This window comes from Halomarina salina, from assembly GCF_023074835.1.
In the GTDB taxonomy this organism is placed as follows: Archaea; Halobacteriota; Halobacteria; order Halobacteriales; family Haloarculaceae; genus Halomarina; species Halomarina salina.
This window is the reverse complement of sequence record NZ_JALLGW010000001.1, coordinates 104342-121649: the sequence shown is the minus strand read 5'-3', so window position 1 is coordinate 121649 and position 17308 is coordinate 104342. Positions and strand designations below refer to the sequence as shown.

Sequence of the window (17308 nt, the reverse complement as noted above, 5' to 3'; positions counted from 1 at the left end):
GTTTCGGTTCTGACGACAGCTGCCGCAGGAGCGCGCTGGGGGCCATCGGACGACTGAAGTAGCATCGCCGCAGTGGTTCCGACTGTGCGACCGGCTACACGCGACGCGCTCGTCGACCGCCTCGCTGGCTACGAGCGCCTCGTCGAGGTGGGCGTCGGCAACCGGCCCGACGTCGCGGGCGTGCTCGCAGAACACGCGTCGGTGACCGCGACCGACGTCCACGACCGGCCGGTCCCTGCGGGTGTCCGCTTCGTCCGCGACGACGTGACGGACCCCGACGAGTCGGTGTACCGCGACGCCGATGCGCTGTACGCGCTGAACCTGCCGCCGGAACTCCACCGCCCGACGTGGACGCTCGCCCGTCGGGTCGGTGCCGACTTCTGCTTCACCACGCTCGGCGGCGACGCCCCCTCGGTTCCGGTCGACAGCGAGACGCTCCCCGGCGAGACGCTGTTTCGCGCCCGCGACGCCCCGCTCCCCTGACTCCAGACACAAATGCAAGTCGACACCATCGTTCTCGACATCGACGGCGTACTGGTCGACGTGGCCGACTCGTATCGGCGTGCCATCCTCGAGACGCTCGACAGGACCTACGGCGAGACCATCGGCCGCGACGACGTCCAGTCGTTCAAGGACGCCGGCGGGTTCAACGACGACTGGGAACTCACCCACGCCGCCGCGCTCCACCTCCTCGCGCGCCGCGAGGGGTACGGCAACCCCGTCGACCGGTTCACCGACGCGGTGGCCGCCAGCGGCGGCGGGCTGGAGGGCACCCACGCCGTCCTCGCGGACGCGCTGGACCCCGACGCGCGCGAACGCGTCCACGCCGAGTGGGACCCCGACGCGCTCACCGACACGTTCCAGCAACTGTACCTCGGGGCGGAGCTGTACCGCGACCTGGAGGGCGGCGCCCCCGACATCGAGACGGCGGGGTTCATCCACGACGAGACGGTGCTGGCTGCTCCCGAGACCGTCGAGGCGCTGACCGAGCGCTACGCCGTCGGCGTCGTCACCGGTCGGCCCGAGGCGGAGGCTGCACTCGCGCTGGACCGCGTGGGACTCGACCTGCCCGACGAGCACGTCGTGACGATGGACTCCCCCGTCGCGGGCAAACCCGACCCCGAAGGTATCGTCGGCCTCGCCGAGCGCCTCGACGCCGAGCGCCTCGCGTTCGCCGGCGACACGCTCGACGACGTGCGGACGGTCCACAACGCCCGCGAGGTGGACGACCGGACGTACTTCGGTATCGGCGTCCTCACGGGTGGCCTGACCGGCGAGTCGGGCAGATCGGCGTTCGAGCGGGTCGACGCCGACGCCGTCGTCGAGTCGGTCGACGAGTTGCCGGACCTGCTGGAGTGACGCCGTCGGTCTTCGTTCGTGGCGGTGACGGTTCGCCGGCCGGTCGGTCAATCAGTCGTGGACGTGCTCTCCTCTCTCGTCGCGGCCGTCGTCGCCGCGTGGCTGGCGTCCTTCGGTGGCGCGTCTACCCTCCGCGGGTCGTCGAGCGCCCGAGCACACAACGCTTAATCGCCGACCCGACGACGTGCCACCATGCGAATCGCGCTCTGTGGCGGCACGGGTGACATCGGCGAGGGTCTCGCGCTCCGGTGGGCGTACCACACCGACCACGAGGTGCTCGTCGGCTCACGTGACCCCGACCGCGCCCGCGAGAAGGCCAAGGAGTACGAGACGGAACTGTCGAGTCGCGCCGTCGACTGCACCGTCAAGGGGTTCGACAACGCGATGGCGGCCGACCGCGCGGACGTCGTCGTCCTCGCCGTCCCCGCCTACCACCTCGTCGACACCATCGAGGCCGTCGCGGACAAGGTGGACGAGGACGACGTGCTGGTCACCCCCGCCGTCGGGATGAAACGCGACGACGACGGCTTCCACTACAACGCCCCGAGTGCCGGGAGCGTCGCCGCCCTCGCCGCGGAGGCGGCCCCCGACGGCGTCCCCCTCGTCGGTGCGTTCCACAACCTCGCGGCCGGGAAACTGGCGAACCTCGACGCGGACCTCGACTGGGACGTGCTCGTGTTCGGCGACGACCCGGACGCGAAGGACATCGTCTCGATGCTCGCCGAGGAGATTCGCGGCATCCGGACGCTGGACGTCGGCGGCCTCGCCAACGCGAGCGAGGTGGAGGCGCTGACGCCGCTGCTCATCAACGTCGCGATGAACAACGACGGGATGCACGACCTGGGCGTCACGTTCGAGTGACGAGCCAGCGGCTCCGCGGTCGCTGAACGCTGCGTCGAGGAGGTGACCGCCCGCCTACGCGCCCGCCGACTCCAGCGCGCCCTCGATGTCGTCGCGCTGGGTGACGCCGACGAACCGCTCGACGACGCCGTCGTCGTTCTCGATGATGAGCGTCGGAAGGGAGCGGACCTGGTACTCGTTGGCGACGTCCTGCTCCTCGTCGACGTTCACCTTCTCTACCTCGAAGCGGTCCCCCCAGTCCTCCTGGATGTCCTCCAGAATCGGGTCCTGGGTCTTGCACGGGCCACACCAGTCGGCGTAGAAGTCCTTGAGAGTCACCGTCATCGGTACACCGGAGTTACCCGTCGCTCCGAATAAGGGTTTCCACTGTTCCCGTCGGGCGCGCCGAACCGCTCGCCCACGACCACCGGTGTGATGTGTCGACGAATCGGGGTGGAGAGTGTTGACGAAACGTTTACACCGTCGCGTCGCTCAGCGTGGAACATGAGTGGAAGCAACAGCGGCGGCCTGATGTCCAGTGCCGGACTCGTCCGGTACTTCGACTCCGAGGACCGCAACGCGCCCCGAATCGACCCGAAGACGGTGGTCGCCTTCGGCGCGATGTTCGGCCTCCTCGTGATGGTCCTCACGGCCGTCGTCGGGTAACGCCGCATCGCCACCGACCGACGCGTATCGACTCGCCACCGAACACCCCGACTCCTCGCTGGCACCTCGCAGTAGCTCCGCAGCGGACTCACACCGGCCCTCGCAGTCCGTCCTCGGCGAGCGGTCGGCGACGGCCTCCCGCGAGACTTTTCCCCCGAACTCGCCTAGTTCCGGCCATGACACTCGTAGCGGGCGTCGTCGCGGTCCAGGGTGACGTCTCGGAACACGCCGACGCCATCCGCCGGGCGGCCGCCGCCCACGGCGAGGACGCCGAGGTGCGCGAGATTCGCACGTCGGGCGTCGTCCCCGACTGTGACGTCCTGTTGCTGCCCGGCGGCGAGTCGACGACCATCTCGCGGCACCTCGCTGGCGAGGGCATCGACGCGGAGATTCGCGACCACGTCGCCGCGGGCAAGCCGCTGCTGGCGACGTGCGCGGGCCTCATCGTCGCCTCGACGGACGCGAAGGACGACCGCGTGGCGACGCTCGACGTCCTCGACGTGACCGTCGACCGCAACGCGTTCGGTCGGCAGGTCGACTCGTTCGAGGCACCGCTGGACGTCGACGGTCTCGACGACCCGTTCCCGGCGGTCTTCATCCGCGCGCCCGTCATCGACGAGGTGGGCGAGGACGTGGCCGTCCTCGCCGAGTGGGAGGGTCGTCCGGTCGCCGTCCAGGAGGGGTCGGTGGTCGCCACCTCGTTCCACCCGGAACTCACCGACGACCCGCGGGTTCACGACCTCGCGTTCTTCGAGTCCGTGGTCGCGTAGGCGTCGAGGAACCGGGGGAGACCGCCGCAGACGGGGCCGCCACGGGAGTGAGAGGTGTTATCCGTCGGCGTCTCCCAGTCCGAGGTATGAAGGCAGTCATCGAGTCGGTGCGGGTCGCCGGGACCTCCCAGGGTCCCGCACCGGTCGTCCTCCTCGACGTCGACGGCGAAGACGACGTGCTCCCCATCTTCGTCGGCTTCGAGGAGGCGACGAGCATCGCCCGCGGGATGGATGCCGCGGACTTCGGTCGCCCGCTGACCCACGACCTCCTGCTCGACGTGGTGGAGGAACTCGGCGGTCGGGTCGACCGCGTCCACGTCGCCCGCCTCGACGAGGGGACGTTCATCGCCGACCTCCACCTCAACACGCCGCGACAGGACGTGACCGTCGACGCCCGCCCGAGCGACGCCCTCGCGCTGGCCTCCCGGACGAACTGCCCCGTCTCGGTCGCCCCCGAGGTGTTCGAGGAGGCGAGCGACGACCCCGACCGCTACGCCGAACTCGACGACATCCGCGACGTCATCCGCGCCGAGATGGACGCCGAGGAGGAGAGCTACCTGTGACCGAGGGGTCGCCCGGGCCGGACTCGACGAACGCCGAGGCCGCCCCCGACGGCGAGGCTGGCGACACCGCCGACGTCCTCGACGACCTGTTCGCCGTCGTCGAGGAGCGAAAGGAGACGCTCCCCGAGGACTCCTACACCACCTCGCTGTTCACCCACGAGAAGGGGGAGAACGCGGTGCTGGAGAAGTTGGGCGAGGAGACGACCGAGCTCGTCCTCGCGGCGAAGGACGACGACCGGGAGGAGCTCGCCCACGAGGCCGCCGACATCGTCTACCACCTGCTCGTCTTGCTGTCGATGAAGGAGATGACGCTCGACGACCTGCGGGCGGAACTCGCCGAGCGATTCGAGCACCAGTCAAACTGACGTTCAGTCCTGCCGCTCGAAGCGGTGTCGCACCACGTCGGCGTCGTCGTCCCACTCGAACCCGTCGCTGTGGGCGTGTTCGAGTCGCTTCCGGTACGCCTCCAGGTCCTCCGAGCCCTCCGCCCGCGCGTCCTCGTCGGTCAGGTCGCCGAGCGTGCGGTGGGTCACGTCCGTGACCTCGAACGTGGTGCCGTCCACGTCGAACGTGTCGCCAGCGTCGGCGTAGGGGTTACCGCGGTGAATCTGGGTGATGTCCCCGTCCAGCGCCAACTGCTTCACGTGGTCGTTCGGAAGCAAGCTGTCGGCCTCGATTCGTGCCATGGGCGAGAGACGGGCGGGACGTGCAAACCGCTACTGGTGGTACTGGTCGTTCCGGTCTCACCGGTGATGCCGATGGGTCGATGCGGTGTCGAAAAATGGCCGATTCAGGCCGCCGGGCGGCCGGTCTCTGCGCGCTCTTCACGGGTCACCATCCCTCCGACGGCCCCGCCGACGGCGGCGGGAATCGCGCCGATGACCGCCAGCACGACGGCCGCGAGCGCGATACCGACGGTGGCGAACATCCCGCCGAGGGAGAGTTCGACCATCGAGATGGCCAGTCCCATCGCGGCCAGTACCACGATGAGCACGAGCGCCCCGATGACGCCCGCGAGCAGGCCGTTCCACGCGCCGTTGGCCGTGCCACCGCGGGCGTAGTATCCCGCCGCGAACCCGCCGATGATCGCCCCGAGGACGGTTCCGAACGCCGCCAGTGGGTCGACGAAGGCCCCGACGAGGCCGAGGACGGCGATGACCACGAAGCCGATGCCTACCGCACGCCAGTTAGTCTCTACCATAACAGGCTGAGTTGGCGAGCGAGGACGATAAAGAGTGTAAGCGAAACGCCAGAAACTCCCGAAGGACGGCCTCTAACGTGGGAGTGTACGCACCGTCGGTCGGTCAGTTCGGCCGGCAGCTACCAGTGAGAGTCGCCGCCTGTAGCCCGCCGTTTCCGCCGGCGGTCGCCCGCCTGTTCAGGCGACCGCCGCGCCCAGTGCGCCGCCGAGCGCGCTCGGGATGGAGACGACGAACCAGATGACGACGGCGAGCGCCGTCAGGCCGAGGCCGAACGCGGTCCCGCCGGGGCCACCGACCGCCGTGAGGACGGCGCTCCCGAAGAGACCGACGACGAGTGCGATGACCAGTCCGCCCAGTGCGCCCGCGAGCAGGCCGTGCCACGCGCCGTTGCCGAGGCCACCGCCGACCATGTAGCCCGCGACGAACCCGCCGACGACGGCGGCCGTGAGTTGGCCGACGACGGGGACGGCGAGGCCGATGGTGCCGACGACCACCTCGACGACGAAGCCGACGACGACTGCTGTCCAGTTGACCATACCTCGGGTACGTGGTCGGGACGGATGAGGGTTAGCGTCGGAAGAGGGTTAGCGTCGCGTTGTCACGGCGAGAACGGGAGGAACGTGCTTTTCACTGCTCGTCCGATACGGGTGGTATGACCTTCGAAGACCTCCCCACGACGCCGCGTGCGGAGGAACTCATCGACAAGGCGTTCTCGCGGGCGGCGCGTGCGGGCCACGCGAAGTCCGGGCTGGAGGCCCAGCAGTCGATGCTCCAGACGGCGTCGAACATCATCTCGGACAACCTGCAGAACGTCACCACGTCGTGGCCCGACTTCGACGTGGTCGACCCGTTCTACCGCGACGTCGCCGACGCGATGATCGAACCGCACGGCGACTGTCCCGGCGGCGTCGACGGCCTCCGCAAGCACCTCTCGCAGGTGATGTGGGCCGGCCGACAGGCCGACAAGATTCGCGACGAGTACCAGTCGAAGCTCCGGAACACCGACCCCGACACGGCGAAGAAACACCGCAAGCAGGCGTTCGCTCGCCTCGCCAGCATCACGGAGTCCGTCGAGGACGACCTGCTCGCACTCGGCGAGGCACGTGACGTCCTGCGGGACATCCCCGACATCCGGCCCGACGAACCGACCGTCGTCATCGCGGGCTACCCCAACGTCGGGAAGTCGACGTTCGTCAACGCGGCGACGAACGCCCGCAACGACATCGACTCCTACCCGTTCACGACGACGCAGATCCACGTCGGCCACGTCGAACGCGACCACATCCGCTACCAGCTCGTGGACACGCCGGGGCTGCTCGACCGGCCCGCCGAGGAGCGCAACGGCATCGAGCGACAGGCGGTCAGCGCCGTCGAGCACGTCGCCGACTGCATCCTCGTGTTCGTCGACGCGAGCGAGGCGTGTGGCTACCCGCTGGAGACGCAGCTCGCCCTGCGCGACGAACTGGAATCGCAGTTCGAGGACGTGCCCGTGCTGACCGTCTGTTCGAAGGCCGACCGCTCGCGGGACATCGACGCCGACTGCTACCTCAGCGCGGAGACGGGCGAGGGCGTCGACGAGGTCGTGGACGCCGCCGTCGAGGCCATCGACTACGAGATAGAGCTGCCCTACGACGGCTGAGCGACGGGGTTCGCGGCGGAGCGGGCAGTGGGTGCGGAGCCGTGGTTCGGCGCGGGCCGTTCCGCTCGCCAGCGCTCACCGCCCGCGACACGGTCGACGGTCTCTATCTCGACGTAGCGTACCTGTACCTCCACGTCCCGTCCGGCGGCCTCGTCCACCGCTGCGTCTATCCGCGCCGCCAGGTCCGGTGGTCGGTTGTCCGGCGGCGCACCGACGGTGACGACGACCCGCGTCGGTTCGGTGAACAGGACGTCCCGACTCTCCGTGGTGATGTCCGTGTCGAGGTGCGTCACGCCCGAACTCTCGTTGACGGCCCCCTCGATGGCGTCGTGGATGGACCGCTCGTCGCTCGCGGCCGTGTAGCTGTTGTAGGTGACCGTCCCGAGGAACACCGAGAGCACGGCGATGGCGACGACGAGGACGGCGACCCGCTTCACGGTCGCGCTCCGGGCCTCGTCCTGCCGGAAGAACCGGTCCGGGCGGTAGCCGCTGTACCACATCACGGCGAGCGCCGAGACGTTGATGGAGAGCAGGTTCACGAGCGTCAAGACCGCCGCCCCGAGCGCGGACCCCGGCAGCCCCCACGCGATGGCGATACCGACCGCCGCCGCGGGCGGGATGAGGGCGACGGCGATCATCACGCCGACCAGCGCCGTCGAGACGCCCGCGGTGAGGCTCACGCTCCCGGCCACGCCAGCGCCCAGCGCGACGACGAGCGAGAGCAGGTTCGGTTCGAGCCGCTCGTTAATCTCGCTGAGTTCGGTCGGGTCGAGCGTCGGGGGGACGAACCCGATCCACTTGACGGCGAAGGAGAACACCGTCGCCGCCACGACGGTGAGGACGACGCCGAGCGCCTGTAGCTTCACGCCCCGTCGGAACAGTCGCTCGTCGTCGATGACCGTCCCGACGGACGCCGACAGCGCCGGGCCGATGAGCGGGGCGATGACCATCGACCCGACGACGGTCGCCGGGGAGTCGAGGAGGAGTCCGGCGGTGCCGACGAGCGCGCTGACGACGGTCATGATGATGTACGTCGGCAGGGAGTTCGAGAGGCCCTCCGCCTTCGACCGCAGCTCCTCGCGGGCGATGAGGTCGCCGTTACCGTGCTCGGCGTACTCCGCTTCGAGCGCCGCGAAGTTGTCCGAGACGACCGTCTCGGCGTCCGTGACGACGGTGTACGCCCCCTCGTCGACGCCGACCTCGCGCAGCGCAGAGAGCACCTGCTCGACGGCGTTCGTCGGGAGCGGGAACTCGACGATGGCCTCGTAGTCGTGGTTGCCCGTCTCGTCGCTCACGACGTACTCGATGTCCTCGTCGTCGAGCGCCCCCAGCACCACTGCACGTCGCCCTTCCGGCACGCCCACCTGAATCAGTCGCACTGTCCGGCTCGACTCCCGGCGACGCGTTATAGCTACGGGTCGCTAAAGCAAGGCCTCGGTCGCTCCCCGGCCGCCGTCGCTCGATACGGCCGGCGAGGCTCCGATGCTAGCGGCAAGCGATATAAGCACGAAATCGTGAGTGTCTCGTATGAATAGACGACGGTTCCTCGGCCTCTGTGGCGTCGCCGGGGTCGGGGGTGTGACCGCGTTCACCCTGTTCGACGACGGCGTGGCGGCCGGTGCACCGGGCTTCCCGCGGAGCGAGACGGACCACCCGCGACTCGGCGAGTCGAAGTCGGCGGGATGGACGGTCGTCAGCGAGGACGCACAGACGGTGTCCGGGGGCCAGTTCGGCATCGACGTGACGGCCGACGTGTACACGACGCTGTTCTCCCACGAGGGGGCCCGCGAACGCGTCGCCGAGCAGACCCGCGGCGCGTTCGACCGACCGGTCGTCCTCGCCTCGCTCACCCGCGTCGACCTCCACAGCTACGTCAACGTCGCGCTGAGCGTCGACCGACTCGACCAGCAGGTGCTGCCGGCCGTCGAGTCGCAACTGGCAGACCAGGGCGTCGCCCAGGTCGACTACGAGGAGACGGCCCTCGCCGAGGACCTGCGCGGCATCCAGCGCACCTACGACGTGACGGGGACGATGCCCGTCGACGACCTCACCTACGACGAACCGGACACGCCCGACATGGGTCCCGTTCGCGTCCCCGGCTTCGACCTCTCCATCGCGGGCGTCCTCGCGCTCTGGAAGTCGTCGGTGGGGACGGTGTACGTGCTCGGGAGCGTCTACCCGGACGAGTCGGTGTCGAAGACGGCGACCCGCACCGTCGAGGGGCCGGACGGCGAGACGCGCGAGGTCAGCGAGGAGATGGCGCTGGAGTTCGACACGGCGGCCTACCGGGATGCTGTCATATCGCTGGTGAAGTAGCTACCTCCGCTCGGTCTCAGCGTTCTCGTTCGACGAGCGACGGTCTTCGTGCGGCAGAGTTAAGCTGTCAAATGACTCTGATTACTATTCATGGCATTTTCTGCAGGCGTGTTACAGGCCGTCTTCCCCCTCGATCCGGTTGCCACCATCTTCGCTGCGCTGACCGCTAGCATCCTGACCCTCGTTGGGTCGAACTGGTTCACCGAACGACGACGGACGAGGACGCAGCAGGAGGACCGTGAGAAACTCCGTACGGCACTCTTGGGGGAACTATCGACTGGTTTCAACCGAGTCACGACAGTCTACGACTCACATTTGGAGGCAATCGGGAGCTTATCTGCCGAGGAAATCGCACATCTCGTCTCGTACTATACGTCGACGAAGAGCTACTTCAATCTGAAATCGTTTCTCTACGAGGTCCGACTCGAGTTCGAGGACGCCCCGGATGGGGGAAAGAAAGCGTTTCTCGCGAAGAAATTGGACAACAATCGTTCCCGACTGACGTATCTCCACGATACTTCTCACGACTCGCAACGGAGAGCGATTGCAGCATTGCTACAGAACGTCTCTTCGGACTACTTCCGCTATACTATGTTGCGCCAGGAGCAACGAGAGAGACAGTCGAATCCACGACGACGAGACATCCCCGACGAGCAGTATCTGCTCGGGGGCACGGTATTCATCGATGCGTCTCGTATCGTCATGCTCGGAGAGGGGTACCAGACCGACGAGGGCAGTGCGGGGGATTCCACGAGCATCCCACTGGGTACCGAAGACGACGCTCATACCGGTTTCTCGTCCGAGGATGACGGAACGGGTGGCTCACGCTTCGAAGAGTACGGCTACGACAGCGAACCCGACCCTTAACACCGGGTCACTGTTCGAGCGTTTGATTCCCGACGCATATTCGGTATCGCACGTTCTCACGAACCGCACATCGTGAAAGTACCGTTCCACTGTCCGGTGAGTAGAGAGCCCTTCAGATGAGACAGAGACGACCGTTTACTCAACCCCGCATCAGCTCGAGTACCGGTATCTCCTCGATTCGCTCGTCGTCCAGCGCCGACCAGTCGATACCGTCGGGTCGGCCCGTCGCGCCCGTTCGAATCGTCCGCTCGGGCGTGACGACCACGTCCATCGGCACGTCGTGGTCGTCGCTCGCGAACGCCTCGTCGACGACCTGTCGCTCGTGGACCGTCGTCACGACCGTCGTCGCCTCGTCGACGAGACCCAGTTCGCACAGCACGGCGAACTCCAGGTCGGAGTAGCCCTCGCCCTTCCCGATTCGGTCGCCGTCCTCGGTGACGGCGACGCTCCCCGAGAGGACGAGGTCGACGTGCGGCACCGCGTCGGGGGCGACCTGCACACCGTGGTCGCCCATCCCGCTCACCGTCGCGGCCGCGTCGGTGTCGGCGAGTTCGGCGGGGTCGAGTTCGAGGAAGCACTCCTCGTCGCGCAGTCGCGGGACGGCCATGTAGACGGTCTTCCCCCGTCGCAACGCCGCCCGCCGCGCTGGCAACTGCGGCGCGTCGGGGTTCGCCTTCAGCACCTCGGCGTCCTCCCACTCGGGGAGCCCCGCGAGTCGCTCGGCCGCCGCCTTCGCCCCGTCGAAGTTCGGGATGCGTCCGTGTGGGGGGAACGGGAACCGTGCGATGCCCTCCGCCTCCAGCGCGTCCCACACCGACTCGCGAATCGCCTGCTTGTCCATGCCCCCGATTGTGGCGTCGCGTACTAGTACGTCGTCACCTCACGTCGGCAGGGTGCTCCTGCGACCTCGCGTCCCGCGGTGTGTTCCGGAACTGTCGTCGGTAGCCTCGACGACGCCGTCGTTGTCCGCCCTCTCGCCGTGGTCGCTCCGCGGAGTGCCGACCGCTGAACAAGGCCTAGTACTACTACGAGTTCTCGTGAAGCACAGGCATGGCTTCGGAAGAGCCGACGGGCCTCGGTGCGAACCTCGAAGGCGAGCGGCCGGACGTCGAGCGGAGCGTCGAGACCGACGAGGCGACCTACACCGACGACTCGGAGCTGGAACGGACGCTCGGACTCTCGGGCGGTCTCGCCATCGGCGTCGGGACGATGATCGGTGCGGGTATCTTCGTGTTTCCGGGAATCGCGGCCGGTCAGGCGGGGCCTGCCGCGGCCGGGTCGTTCGCGCTCGGCGGCGTCGTCGCACTCCTCGTCGCCCTGCCGACGTCGGAACTGGCGACGGCGATGCCGAAGAGCGGCGGCGGCTACTACTTCATCTCGCGGGCGCTCGGCACGCTCGCCGGGACCGTCGTCGGCCTCTCGCTGTGGTTCGGCCTCGTGTTCGCCACGGCGTTCTACCTCGTCGGCTTCGGCTACTACGCCATCGACACGCTCGCAGAACTCGGCGTCACGCTCGGCGGCGGACTGGTCATCCCCATCGCCCTGGTGTTCGGGGCTGGCTTCACGCTGCTCAACGTCACCGGGACCGAGAACGCGGCGAAACTCCAGAACGGCGTCGTCGCCCTCCTCCTGTCGATTCTCGTCTTCGTCCTGCTGTGGGGGTCGCTCGACGCGCTCGGCCTCGTCGGACAGCCGAGCGCGCCGGAACGGTTCATGCCGTACGGCTCCTTCCCGGTCCTGACGACCGCTGCCCTCGTGTTCACCTCCTACCTCGGGTTCGCGCAGGTCGCGACCGTCGCCGGCGAGATGAAGCGACCGGGCCGGAACCTCCCCCTGGCGATGGTCGGGTCCGTGCTCGTCGTGGGGACGCTGTACGTCGTGACGGTGTTCGTCGCGACGAGCGCGTTCGGGAGCGAGCGGCTGGCGAGCCTCGGTGAGACCGCCATGGTCGACGTCGGCCGGCACTACCTCGGTGCGCCGGGTGCAGTGGCCATCGTGTTCGGCGGGCTGCTGGCGACGATGTCTAGCGCGAACGCCTCGATTCTGAGCACGTCGCGGGCCATCTACGCCGTCTCGAAGGACGCGCTGTTGCCGCGCTGGGCGAGTCGAATCAATCTGAAGTACGGCACGCCGCACGTCGCACTCGGGATGGCCGGCGGCCCCGTCCTCGTGCTGGTGGCGACCGGCCGAGTCGAGGTGCTCGCCGAGGTCGCCTCGTTCCTCCACCTCGTCCTGTACGGGCTCATCTGCGTCGCGCTCCTGGTCCTCCGCCGGAACGAACCCGAGTGGTACGACCCCGACTTCCGGACCCCCGGGTACCCGCTCGTGCCGGCACTCGGTGCGTTCGCGAGCTTCGCGCTCATCGGCTTCATGCAGCCGGCGTCGCAGGTCATCGGTCTCGCCCTCATGCTCGCGACTGCAGGGTGGTACTTCTACTACGCTCGCGACGTTCGTCTCCGGGGGGCACTCTGATGTCACGCGTACTCGTTCCCGTCGCCGTCCTCGAAAACGAGGCCGTCCCGCTGGGACTGATGAACCTGCTGGGCACGATGGACGTGACGGTCCTCGGCTACCACGTCCTTCCCGAGCAGACGCCACCCGACCAGGCCCGTCACCAGTACGAGGACCGCGCGAACGCGGCGCTCACCGACATCGCCGAGGAGTTCCGCGACGCCGGCGGGAGCGCCGACTACCGACTCGTCTTCACCGCCGACCGACACCAGACGGTCGACCGAGTCGCCGACGAGGTCGGCGCCCGGGCGTACGCCATCTCGGGGGCGACGGGAGCGGTGAATCGGCTGCTGGTGTCGCTCTCGGGCGACGTCGCGGCCGACGCCATCGTCGCCTTCGTGACCGAACTCGTCGGCGACCGGGACATCGACGTGTCGCTGCTCCGCGTCGGGGACGACGACGGCGTGACGCCGCTGGCCGAGGCGGCCGGCCGACTCGAAGACGCCGGCATCACCGTGACGACGACGATCGCCGAGAACAGAGCGTCCATCGACGCCCTCCTCGATGCGGTGCCCGACCACGACGCCATCGTGATGGGCGAGCAGGCGCCCTCGCTCCAGTCGTTCCTGTTCGGGGAGGTGACCGAGCGCGTCGCGGCGGAGTCGGTCGGACCGGTACTCGTGGTACGGCGACCCCGACGGGAGCGACGGTGATGCGTCTCCCCCCGCTCGGGGACGTGCGTGCTCTCGGCGGTCACTGCTACGTCTGGCTCGGCCTCCGGTGAACGACGAGCGGCCTCCCCAGCGTGACGCACACGACGCTGGGAATCGTCTGTCCGTCCGTCGCTCGCGGTCACCCCCCGGTACCTCGAATCGGTGGGGCCGCAGCGTCGCTCACTGTATCCCGAGCACCGTCGTCAGCAGGCGGTAGAAGCCGAATCCGATAGCGATGGAGGCGACGAGCGTCAGCACCCAGAACGCGAGCGTCACGCCGATCTTCCGACGAGAGACGCCTGCGGACCCGCCCGCGAGTCCACCGCCGATGACGCCCGAGATGATGATGTTGTTGAACGAGATGGGGATGCCCAGCGCGATGGCGACCTGGGCGATGATGAACCCCGGTACCAGCGCGGCGATCGACCGTCGAATCCCGAGCTGAGCGTACTCGCGCGAGGTCGCCTGCAACAGTCGCGGCGACCCCATCCACGCCCCGCCGAGGATGCCGACCGCGCCGAGGCCGAGCAGGAGGATCGACGGCACGCCGAGTTCGACCGTGTAGAGGTTCTCCAGCGGGCCGGTCGCCAACCCGACCTGACTCCCGCCGCTGGAGAAGGCGACGACGCTCCCGAGCGCCACGAGGAACGTCCGCACGCCGCGGTCGACCGACTGCTCGGTCCGCCGTCGGACGAACAGGAAGCTCGCTCCTGCCGCGAGCAGCGTCGCGAGGACGACCAGCGAGTCCACGCCAGCGACGGTCGGCGCGTCGAGTAGCCCCGCGACCACCGCCGCGAGCGACCCCTGGTCACCGCCCGACGGGTCGGGGATGACGCTCAGTCGCACGTTCGCGACGATGCCACCGACGACCGCCGCGAGCAACGGGACGCTCACCGTCTCGGGGATGTCGTCGCGTCGCAACAGCGTCGCCGTCAGGTACGCCAGCCCCCCCGAGACGGGTGGGACGAGCGCCCAGAACGTCACGATCTGCTGGTAGGTGTCGAACGCGGGTGTACCGCCCAGTGCGAGACCGACGCCGACCATCGCCCCCGTCGTGGCGAACGCCGCCGGGACGGGGTAGCCGCTGTAGATTCCGAACCCCATGAACGCCGTCGCGGTCAACAGCCCCGCCGTCGCCGCCAGCGACGTGATGGCGACGCCGTCGGTCAGTCCGGCACCGACCGTCTCCGAGATACTTCCACCCTGCGTGAGTGCGCCGAGCGACGCGAGGATGCCGATGAGGAAGGCGGCCCGCATCGTCGAAATCGCGTTCGCGCCGATGGCCGGGGCGAACGGCGGCGAGTTGCTGTTGGCTCCGAGCGTCCACGCCGTCACCAGTCCGGTCACCGTCGCGAGGACGACCAGCACCCAGAACGTCGGGGTCGTCACGACCCCACCATGGCGCGGTCTGGACCCTCGCTACCTGACTCGGCCCGTGTCCGAGGAGCCGACGGTCGGTCGGTAGTGACCGTCTCCCACCGCTCCCTGCTCCGCATACCCGAACAGTCGAAAGTGTGCTTTCATAAGCATTCGCACGGCGGTTCGCAGCGACGGCTCCCACGAGCCGTCCCGCGGCACTTATCGGCCGTGGTGCGGTAGGACGGCCATGTTCGACAGTCGCCCCGACCGGGGCGCAGAGGTGGTGCTGGTGGGGCGCTCGAACGTCGGGAAGTCGACGCTGATGCGCGAACTCACCGGCAAGCAGTTCTCGACGGGCGGCAAGCCCGGCGTGACTCGATCGCCGAACCACTACGACTGGTCCTCGGAGGACTTCGTGCTGACCGACCTCCCCGGCTTCGGGTTCATGGAGGGCGTCGAGGCCGACCACCGCGAGGCCATCAAGACCGACATCGTCCGCTACATCGAGGAGTACGCCGACCAGATACTCGTCGGCGTCGTCGTCGTGGACGGGAAGAGCGTCGTCGACATCATCGACCGCCACTCCGGCCCCGACGAGGTGCCCCACGTCGTCGAACTGTTCTACCTGTTCGAGGACCTCGGCATCCCGGCGGTCGTCGCGGTGAACAAGATGGACAAGGTCGACGACCGCGACGACCGTCTCGACGACGTCTGCGACCGTCTCGGCCTGCTCCCCCCGTGGAAGCAGTGGCAGGACACGGTCGCTCCCATCACCGCGAAACGCGGTTCTATCGAACCGCTGACCGAAGCGGTCCGAACCCACCTCCACGACGCCGGCCGGGACGACCTGTTCAAGTTCTTCTAAACCACCTTTTGCTGCGCTCGCATGAACGCGACACGCTTCGCTGGCGCTCAGCGGTCGCGTTCGGCTCGCTGGCAAAAGCTCTCCCAGCAAGCGAAGCTTCTGGGAGCCTGTGAGACGCTCCGCGTCTCACAATGGGACCAAAAAACCTGCGTCACCCCCTCAGTCACTCGCTTCGCTCGCTCTTTCGAGGGTTCCTTGGCCCGCTCACTCACTCGCTTCGCTCACTCGCTCGCGGTGCAACACACGGACCTACCGACTCCGCCCCGCTCCGCAGGTTCAAGTACCGGGACGCGGCCAGCGTCGTCGTGTTCTGACGGATGCGGCGTGACCGCCCGGAGGGAGTCCCCCTCGCCCGTGGCACCGGTCCCACGGAGCGCGACGCACGGTCACGTTTCCCCCGCGGTGCGTCGCCTGCTCGTCGGCCGGTCGTCTCAGGGAGTGTCGACGCCGACCGTTTTCTCCTCGCCGCTCACCGTCGTCTCCTCGACGAACCGTTCGTCGCCGAGGAGGACGACGAACGTCTCCTCGTCGACCGGGACGAGTCGTGACGCCGCCGGGAGCGACGACAGTCGCGTCTCGAACGCGTCGCGGGCCTCGCTGGCGTTTCCGGCGTCGTCCCAGCGGAGCGTCCAGGCGTAGCCGACCGCGTCGCCGTCGCGGACCGTCACGAGCGTGTCGTTACCCCACCCGGTGGCTGCCCGGGTCGCCGCGTCCTCCTCGACGGCACCGGCGAGCGTCGTTCGCACGAACGGTTCGCCGAGCGTGTCTCGACCGACCTCGACGTACTCGCTCGCTGCGACGCGCACCGAGAGCGGCAGCGCCGGTTCCTCCTCGGGCGAGAGCCCGTGGACGAGTTGCTCGCCGGTCAGCGGCGGTCGTTCGTAGAGCGCCGCGTTCTCGCCCGGCGAGTCGAGGCGTCCGTCGACGTACTCGGTTCCCTCGACGTACTGGTCGTTGACGTACTGCTGTGCGCTCCCGGTCGGGTACGCGGCGGCGATGCGCTCGTAGAGCACGCGGTTCGGCCGCGTCTCGGGGTGGTACCGGTCGAGATACGCGTCGGTCGTGACGACGGCCGCTCCCTCCAGCAGCGCTCGCGTGACGAACTCGCCGTCGGTCGTCCGCGGGAGCGCCGTCTGGAGCTGTTGGCCGCGACCCGCCGCGAACTGGGTGTAGTGGACCAGCTCGTGGGCCAGCACCATCCGTACCGACGAGACGTTCGAGTCGTCGCCGGGAGCGACGACCACGGTTCCGAACCCGGTGGTGTAGCCGTTCTCGACGACCGGGGGCGGCCCGGTCGGAGCGGCGTTCGTGACCCCGACCGCACTCCAGAACGGTCGGACGGTGGTCGCACCGAACCCGCTGGACCCGTTCTCGACGACGACGGTCGCGGGAGGGCGGACGTCGCTGTCGAGAACTGTCCGTAGCCGCTCGAACACCAGCGTGGCGTTCACCGGGAGCGTCCCCTCGCGTACCGCGATGGTCGTGTTCGGGGCCGCTGTCGTGGTGGCCGTGGTCGTCGACGTGACCCCTGTAGCGGAGGCGGTCGTCGACGGGGTCGGAGTCGAGGTGGAGACGGGCGTCTCGGCACCTACCGTATCGGGTCCGTCGCTGGTCGCGTTCGTCCCGGTCCCCGACGGTGACCCGCAGCCAGCGAGGACGAGCAGCGCGACCAGAAGGATGGTAGCCCCTCGGGACACG

Annotated in this window: 21 protein-coding genes; 13 read left to right on the top strand and 8 right to left on the bottom strand. The window is 68.6% G+C overall.

From position 1 onward, the window contains the following. Positions 1 to 84: 84 nt before the first annotated feature. From MX571_RS00650 to npdG, 3 genes are all read left to right on the top strand, one after another. The gene (locus tag MX571_RS00650; protein ID WP_247413666.1) at positions 85 to 483 is read left to right on the top strand and encodes a UPF0146 family protein; all 399 of its coding nucleotides are present in this window, start codon (positions 85 to 87) and stop codon (positions 481 to 483) included. Between the two features lie 12 nt (positions 484 to 495). Next, positions 496 to 1359, top strand: a complete 864-nt coding sequence (locus tag MX571_RS00645) for a TIGR01548 family HAD-type hydrolase (RefSeq protein ID WP_247413665.1) — start codon at positions 496 to 498, stop codon at positions 1357 to 1359. Positions 1360 to 1551: 192 nt separating this feature from the next. Continuing rightward, the gene (gene npdG / locus MX571_RS00640; protein ID WP_247413664.1) at positions 1552 to 2220 is read left to right on the top strand and encodes an NADPH-dependent F420 reductase; all 669 of its coding nucleotides are present in this window, start codon (positions 1552 to 1554) and stop codon (positions 2218 to 2220) included. Positions 2221 to 2274: 54 nt separating this feature from the next. On the opposite strand, the gene MX571_RS00635 is transcribed toward npdG, so the two are convergent. Further along, complete coding sequence (locus MX571_RS00635) at positions 2275 to 2544, bottom strand: thioredoxin family protein (protein ID WP_247413663.1); 270 nt, start codon at positions 2542 to 2544, stop codon at positions 2275 to 2277. A gap of 159 nt (positions 2545 to 2703) precedes the next feature. Between MX571_RS00635 and MX571_RS00630 the strand changes: the two genes are divergently transcribed. The 4 genes from MX571_RS00630 (at position 2704) to hisE (ending at position 4563) form a co-directional block, all read left to right on the top strand. Beyond that, positions 2704 to 2865: a preprotein translocase subunit Sec61beta gene (locus MX571_RS00630; protein WP_247413662.1), complete on the top strand. Its 162-nt coding sequence runs from the start codon at positions 2704 to 2706 to the stop codon at positions 2863 to 2865. A 176-nt stretch (positions 2866 to 3041) separates the two neighbouring features. Then, positions 3042 to 3635 carry a pyridoxal 5'-phosphate synthase glutaminase subunit PdxT gene (gene pdxT, locus MX571_RS00625; RefSeq protein WP_247413661.1) on the top strand — a complete coding sequence of 198 codons (594 nt, stop codon included), beginning with the start codon at positions 3042 to 3044 and terminating at the stop codon, positions 3633 to 3635. Between the two features lie 86 nt (positions 3636 to 3721). After that, positions 3722 to 4198, top strand: a complete 477-nt coding sequence (locus MX571_RS00620; protein WP_247413660.1) for a bifunctional nuclease family protein — start codon at positions 3722 to 3724, stop codon at positions 4196 to 4198. Between the two features lie 86 nt (positions 4199 to 4284). Beyond that, the gene (gene hisE, locus MX571_RS00615; protein ID WP_247418401.1) at positions 4285 to 4563 is read left to right on the top strand and encodes a phosphoribosyl-ATP diphosphatase; all 279 of its coding nucleotides are present in this window, start codon (positions 4285 to 4287) and stop codon (positions 4561 to 4563) included. A gap of 3 nt (positions 4564 to 4566) precedes the next feature. Here hisE and MX571_RS00610 read toward each other — a convergent pair whose 3' ends face one another. The 3 genes from MX571_RS00610 to MX571_RS00600 form a co-directional block, all read right to left on the bottom strand. Further along, the gene (locus MX571_RS00610; protein ID WP_247413659.1) at positions 4567 to 4884 is read right to left on the bottom strand and encodes an ASCH domain-containing protein; all 318 of its coding nucleotides are present in this window, start codon (positions 4882 to 4884) and stop codon (positions 4567 to 4569) included. Positions 4885 to 4988: 104 nt separating this feature from the next. Then, the gene (locus MX571_RS00605) at positions 4989 to 5399 is read right to left on the bottom strand and encodes a DUF5518 domain-containing protein (protein WP_247413658.1); all 411 of its coding nucleotides are present in this window, start codon (positions 5397 to 5399) and stop codon (positions 4989 to 4991) included. 177 nt (positions 5400 to 5576) lie between these two features. Further along, positions 5577 to 5936 carry a DUF5518 domain-containing protein gene (locus MX571_RS00600; protein WP_247413657.1) on the bottom strand — a complete coding sequence of 120 codons (360 nt, stop codon included), beginning with the start codon at positions 5934 to 5936 and terminating at the stop codon, positions 5577 to 5579. Positions 5937 to 6052: 116 nt separating this feature from the next. Here MX571_RS00600 and MX571_RS00595 point away from each other — a divergent pair, with 116 nt between their 5' ends. Continuing rightward, positions 6053 to 7039 (top strand): NOG1 family protein, encoded by a 987-nt coding sequence (locus MX571_RS00595; RefSeq protein WP_247413656.1) that lies wholly within the window; start codon positions 6053 to 6055, stop codon positions 7037 to 7039. Here MX571_RS00595 and MX571_RS00590 read toward each other — a convergent pair. Beyond that, entirely contained in the window at positions 7027 to 8418 is a 1392-nt protein-coding gene (locus tag MX571_RS00590; RefSeq protein ID WP_247413655.1) for a TIGR00341 family protein, read from the bottom strand. The genes MX571_RS00595 and MX571_RS00590 overlap by 13 nt on opposite strands. A 148-nt stretch (positions 8419 to 8566) precedes the next feature. Between MX571_RS00590 and MX571_RS00585 the strand changes: the two genes are divergently transcribed. Together MX571_RS00585 and MX571_RS00580 are read left to right on the top strand one after the other, a co-directional pair. Beyond that, on the top strand, positions 8567 to 9355 hold the full coding sequence (locus MX571_RS00585) for a twin-arginine translocation signal domain-containing protein (RefSeq protein ID WP_247413654.1): 789 nt from the start codon (positions 8567 to 8569) through the stop codon (positions 9353 to 9355). A 90-nt stretch (positions 9356 to 9445) separates the two neighbouring features. Continuing rightward, positions 9446 to 10222: a hypothetical protein gene (locus MX571_RS00580; protein ID WP_247413653.1), complete on the top strand. Its 777-nt coding sequence runs from the start codon at positions 9446 to 9448 to the stop codon at positions 10220 to 10222. A 139-nt stretch (positions 10223 to 10361) separates the two neighbouring features. On the opposite strand, the gene MX571_RS00575 is transcribed toward MX571_RS00580, so the two are convergent. Continuing rightward, positions 10362 to 11063 carry a 5-formyltetrahydrofolate cyclo-ligase gene (locus tag MX571_RS00575; protein WP_247413652.1) on the bottom strand — a complete coding sequence of 234 codons (702 nt, stop codon included), beginning with the start codon at positions 11061 to 11063 and terminating at the stop codon, positions 10362 to 10364. Between the two features lie 209 nt (positions 11064 to 11272). On the opposite strand from MX571_RS00575, the gene MX571_RS00570 reads away from it, so the two are divergent. After that, the gene (locus MX571_RS00570; protein ID WP_247413651.1) at positions 11273 to 12694 is read left to right on the top strand and encodes an APC family permease; all 1422 of its coding nucleotides are present in this window, start codon (positions 11273 to 11275) and stop codon (positions 12692 to 12694) included. Continuing rightward, complete coding sequence (locus MX571_RS00565) at positions 12694 to 13386, top strand: universal stress protein (RefSeq protein WP_247413650.1); 693 nt, start codon at positions 12694 to 12696, stop codon at positions 13384 to 13386. Before MX571_RS00570 ends, MX571_RS00565 begins: the two co-directional genes overlap by 1 nt. 180 nt (positions 13387 to 13566) lie before the next feature. Here the strand turns inward: MX571_RS00565 and MX571_RS00560 are convergent, their stop codons facing one another. Next, a complete protein-coding gene (locus tag MX571_RS00560; RefSeq protein WP_247413649.1) occupies positions 13567 to 14775 on the bottom strand; it encodes an inorganic phosphate transporter in 1209 nt (402 codons plus the stop codon). Between the two features lie 217 nt (positions 14776 to 14992). On the opposite strand from MX571_RS00560, the gene engB reads away from it, so the two are divergent. Further along, positions 14993 to 15610: a GTP-binding protein EngB gene (gene engB / locus MX571_RS00555; protein WP_247413648.1), complete on the top strand. Its 618-nt coding sequence runs from the start codon at positions 14993 to 14995 to the stop codon at positions 15608 to 15610. A gap of 431 nt (positions 15611 to 16041) precedes the next feature. On the opposite strand, the gene MX571_RS00550 is transcribed toward engB, so the two are convergent. After that, entirely contained in the window at positions 16042 to 17307 is a 1266-nt protein-coding gene (locus MX571_RS00550) for a hypothetical protein (protein ID WP_247413647.1), read from the bottom strand. Position 17308 lies beyond the last annotated feature (1 nt).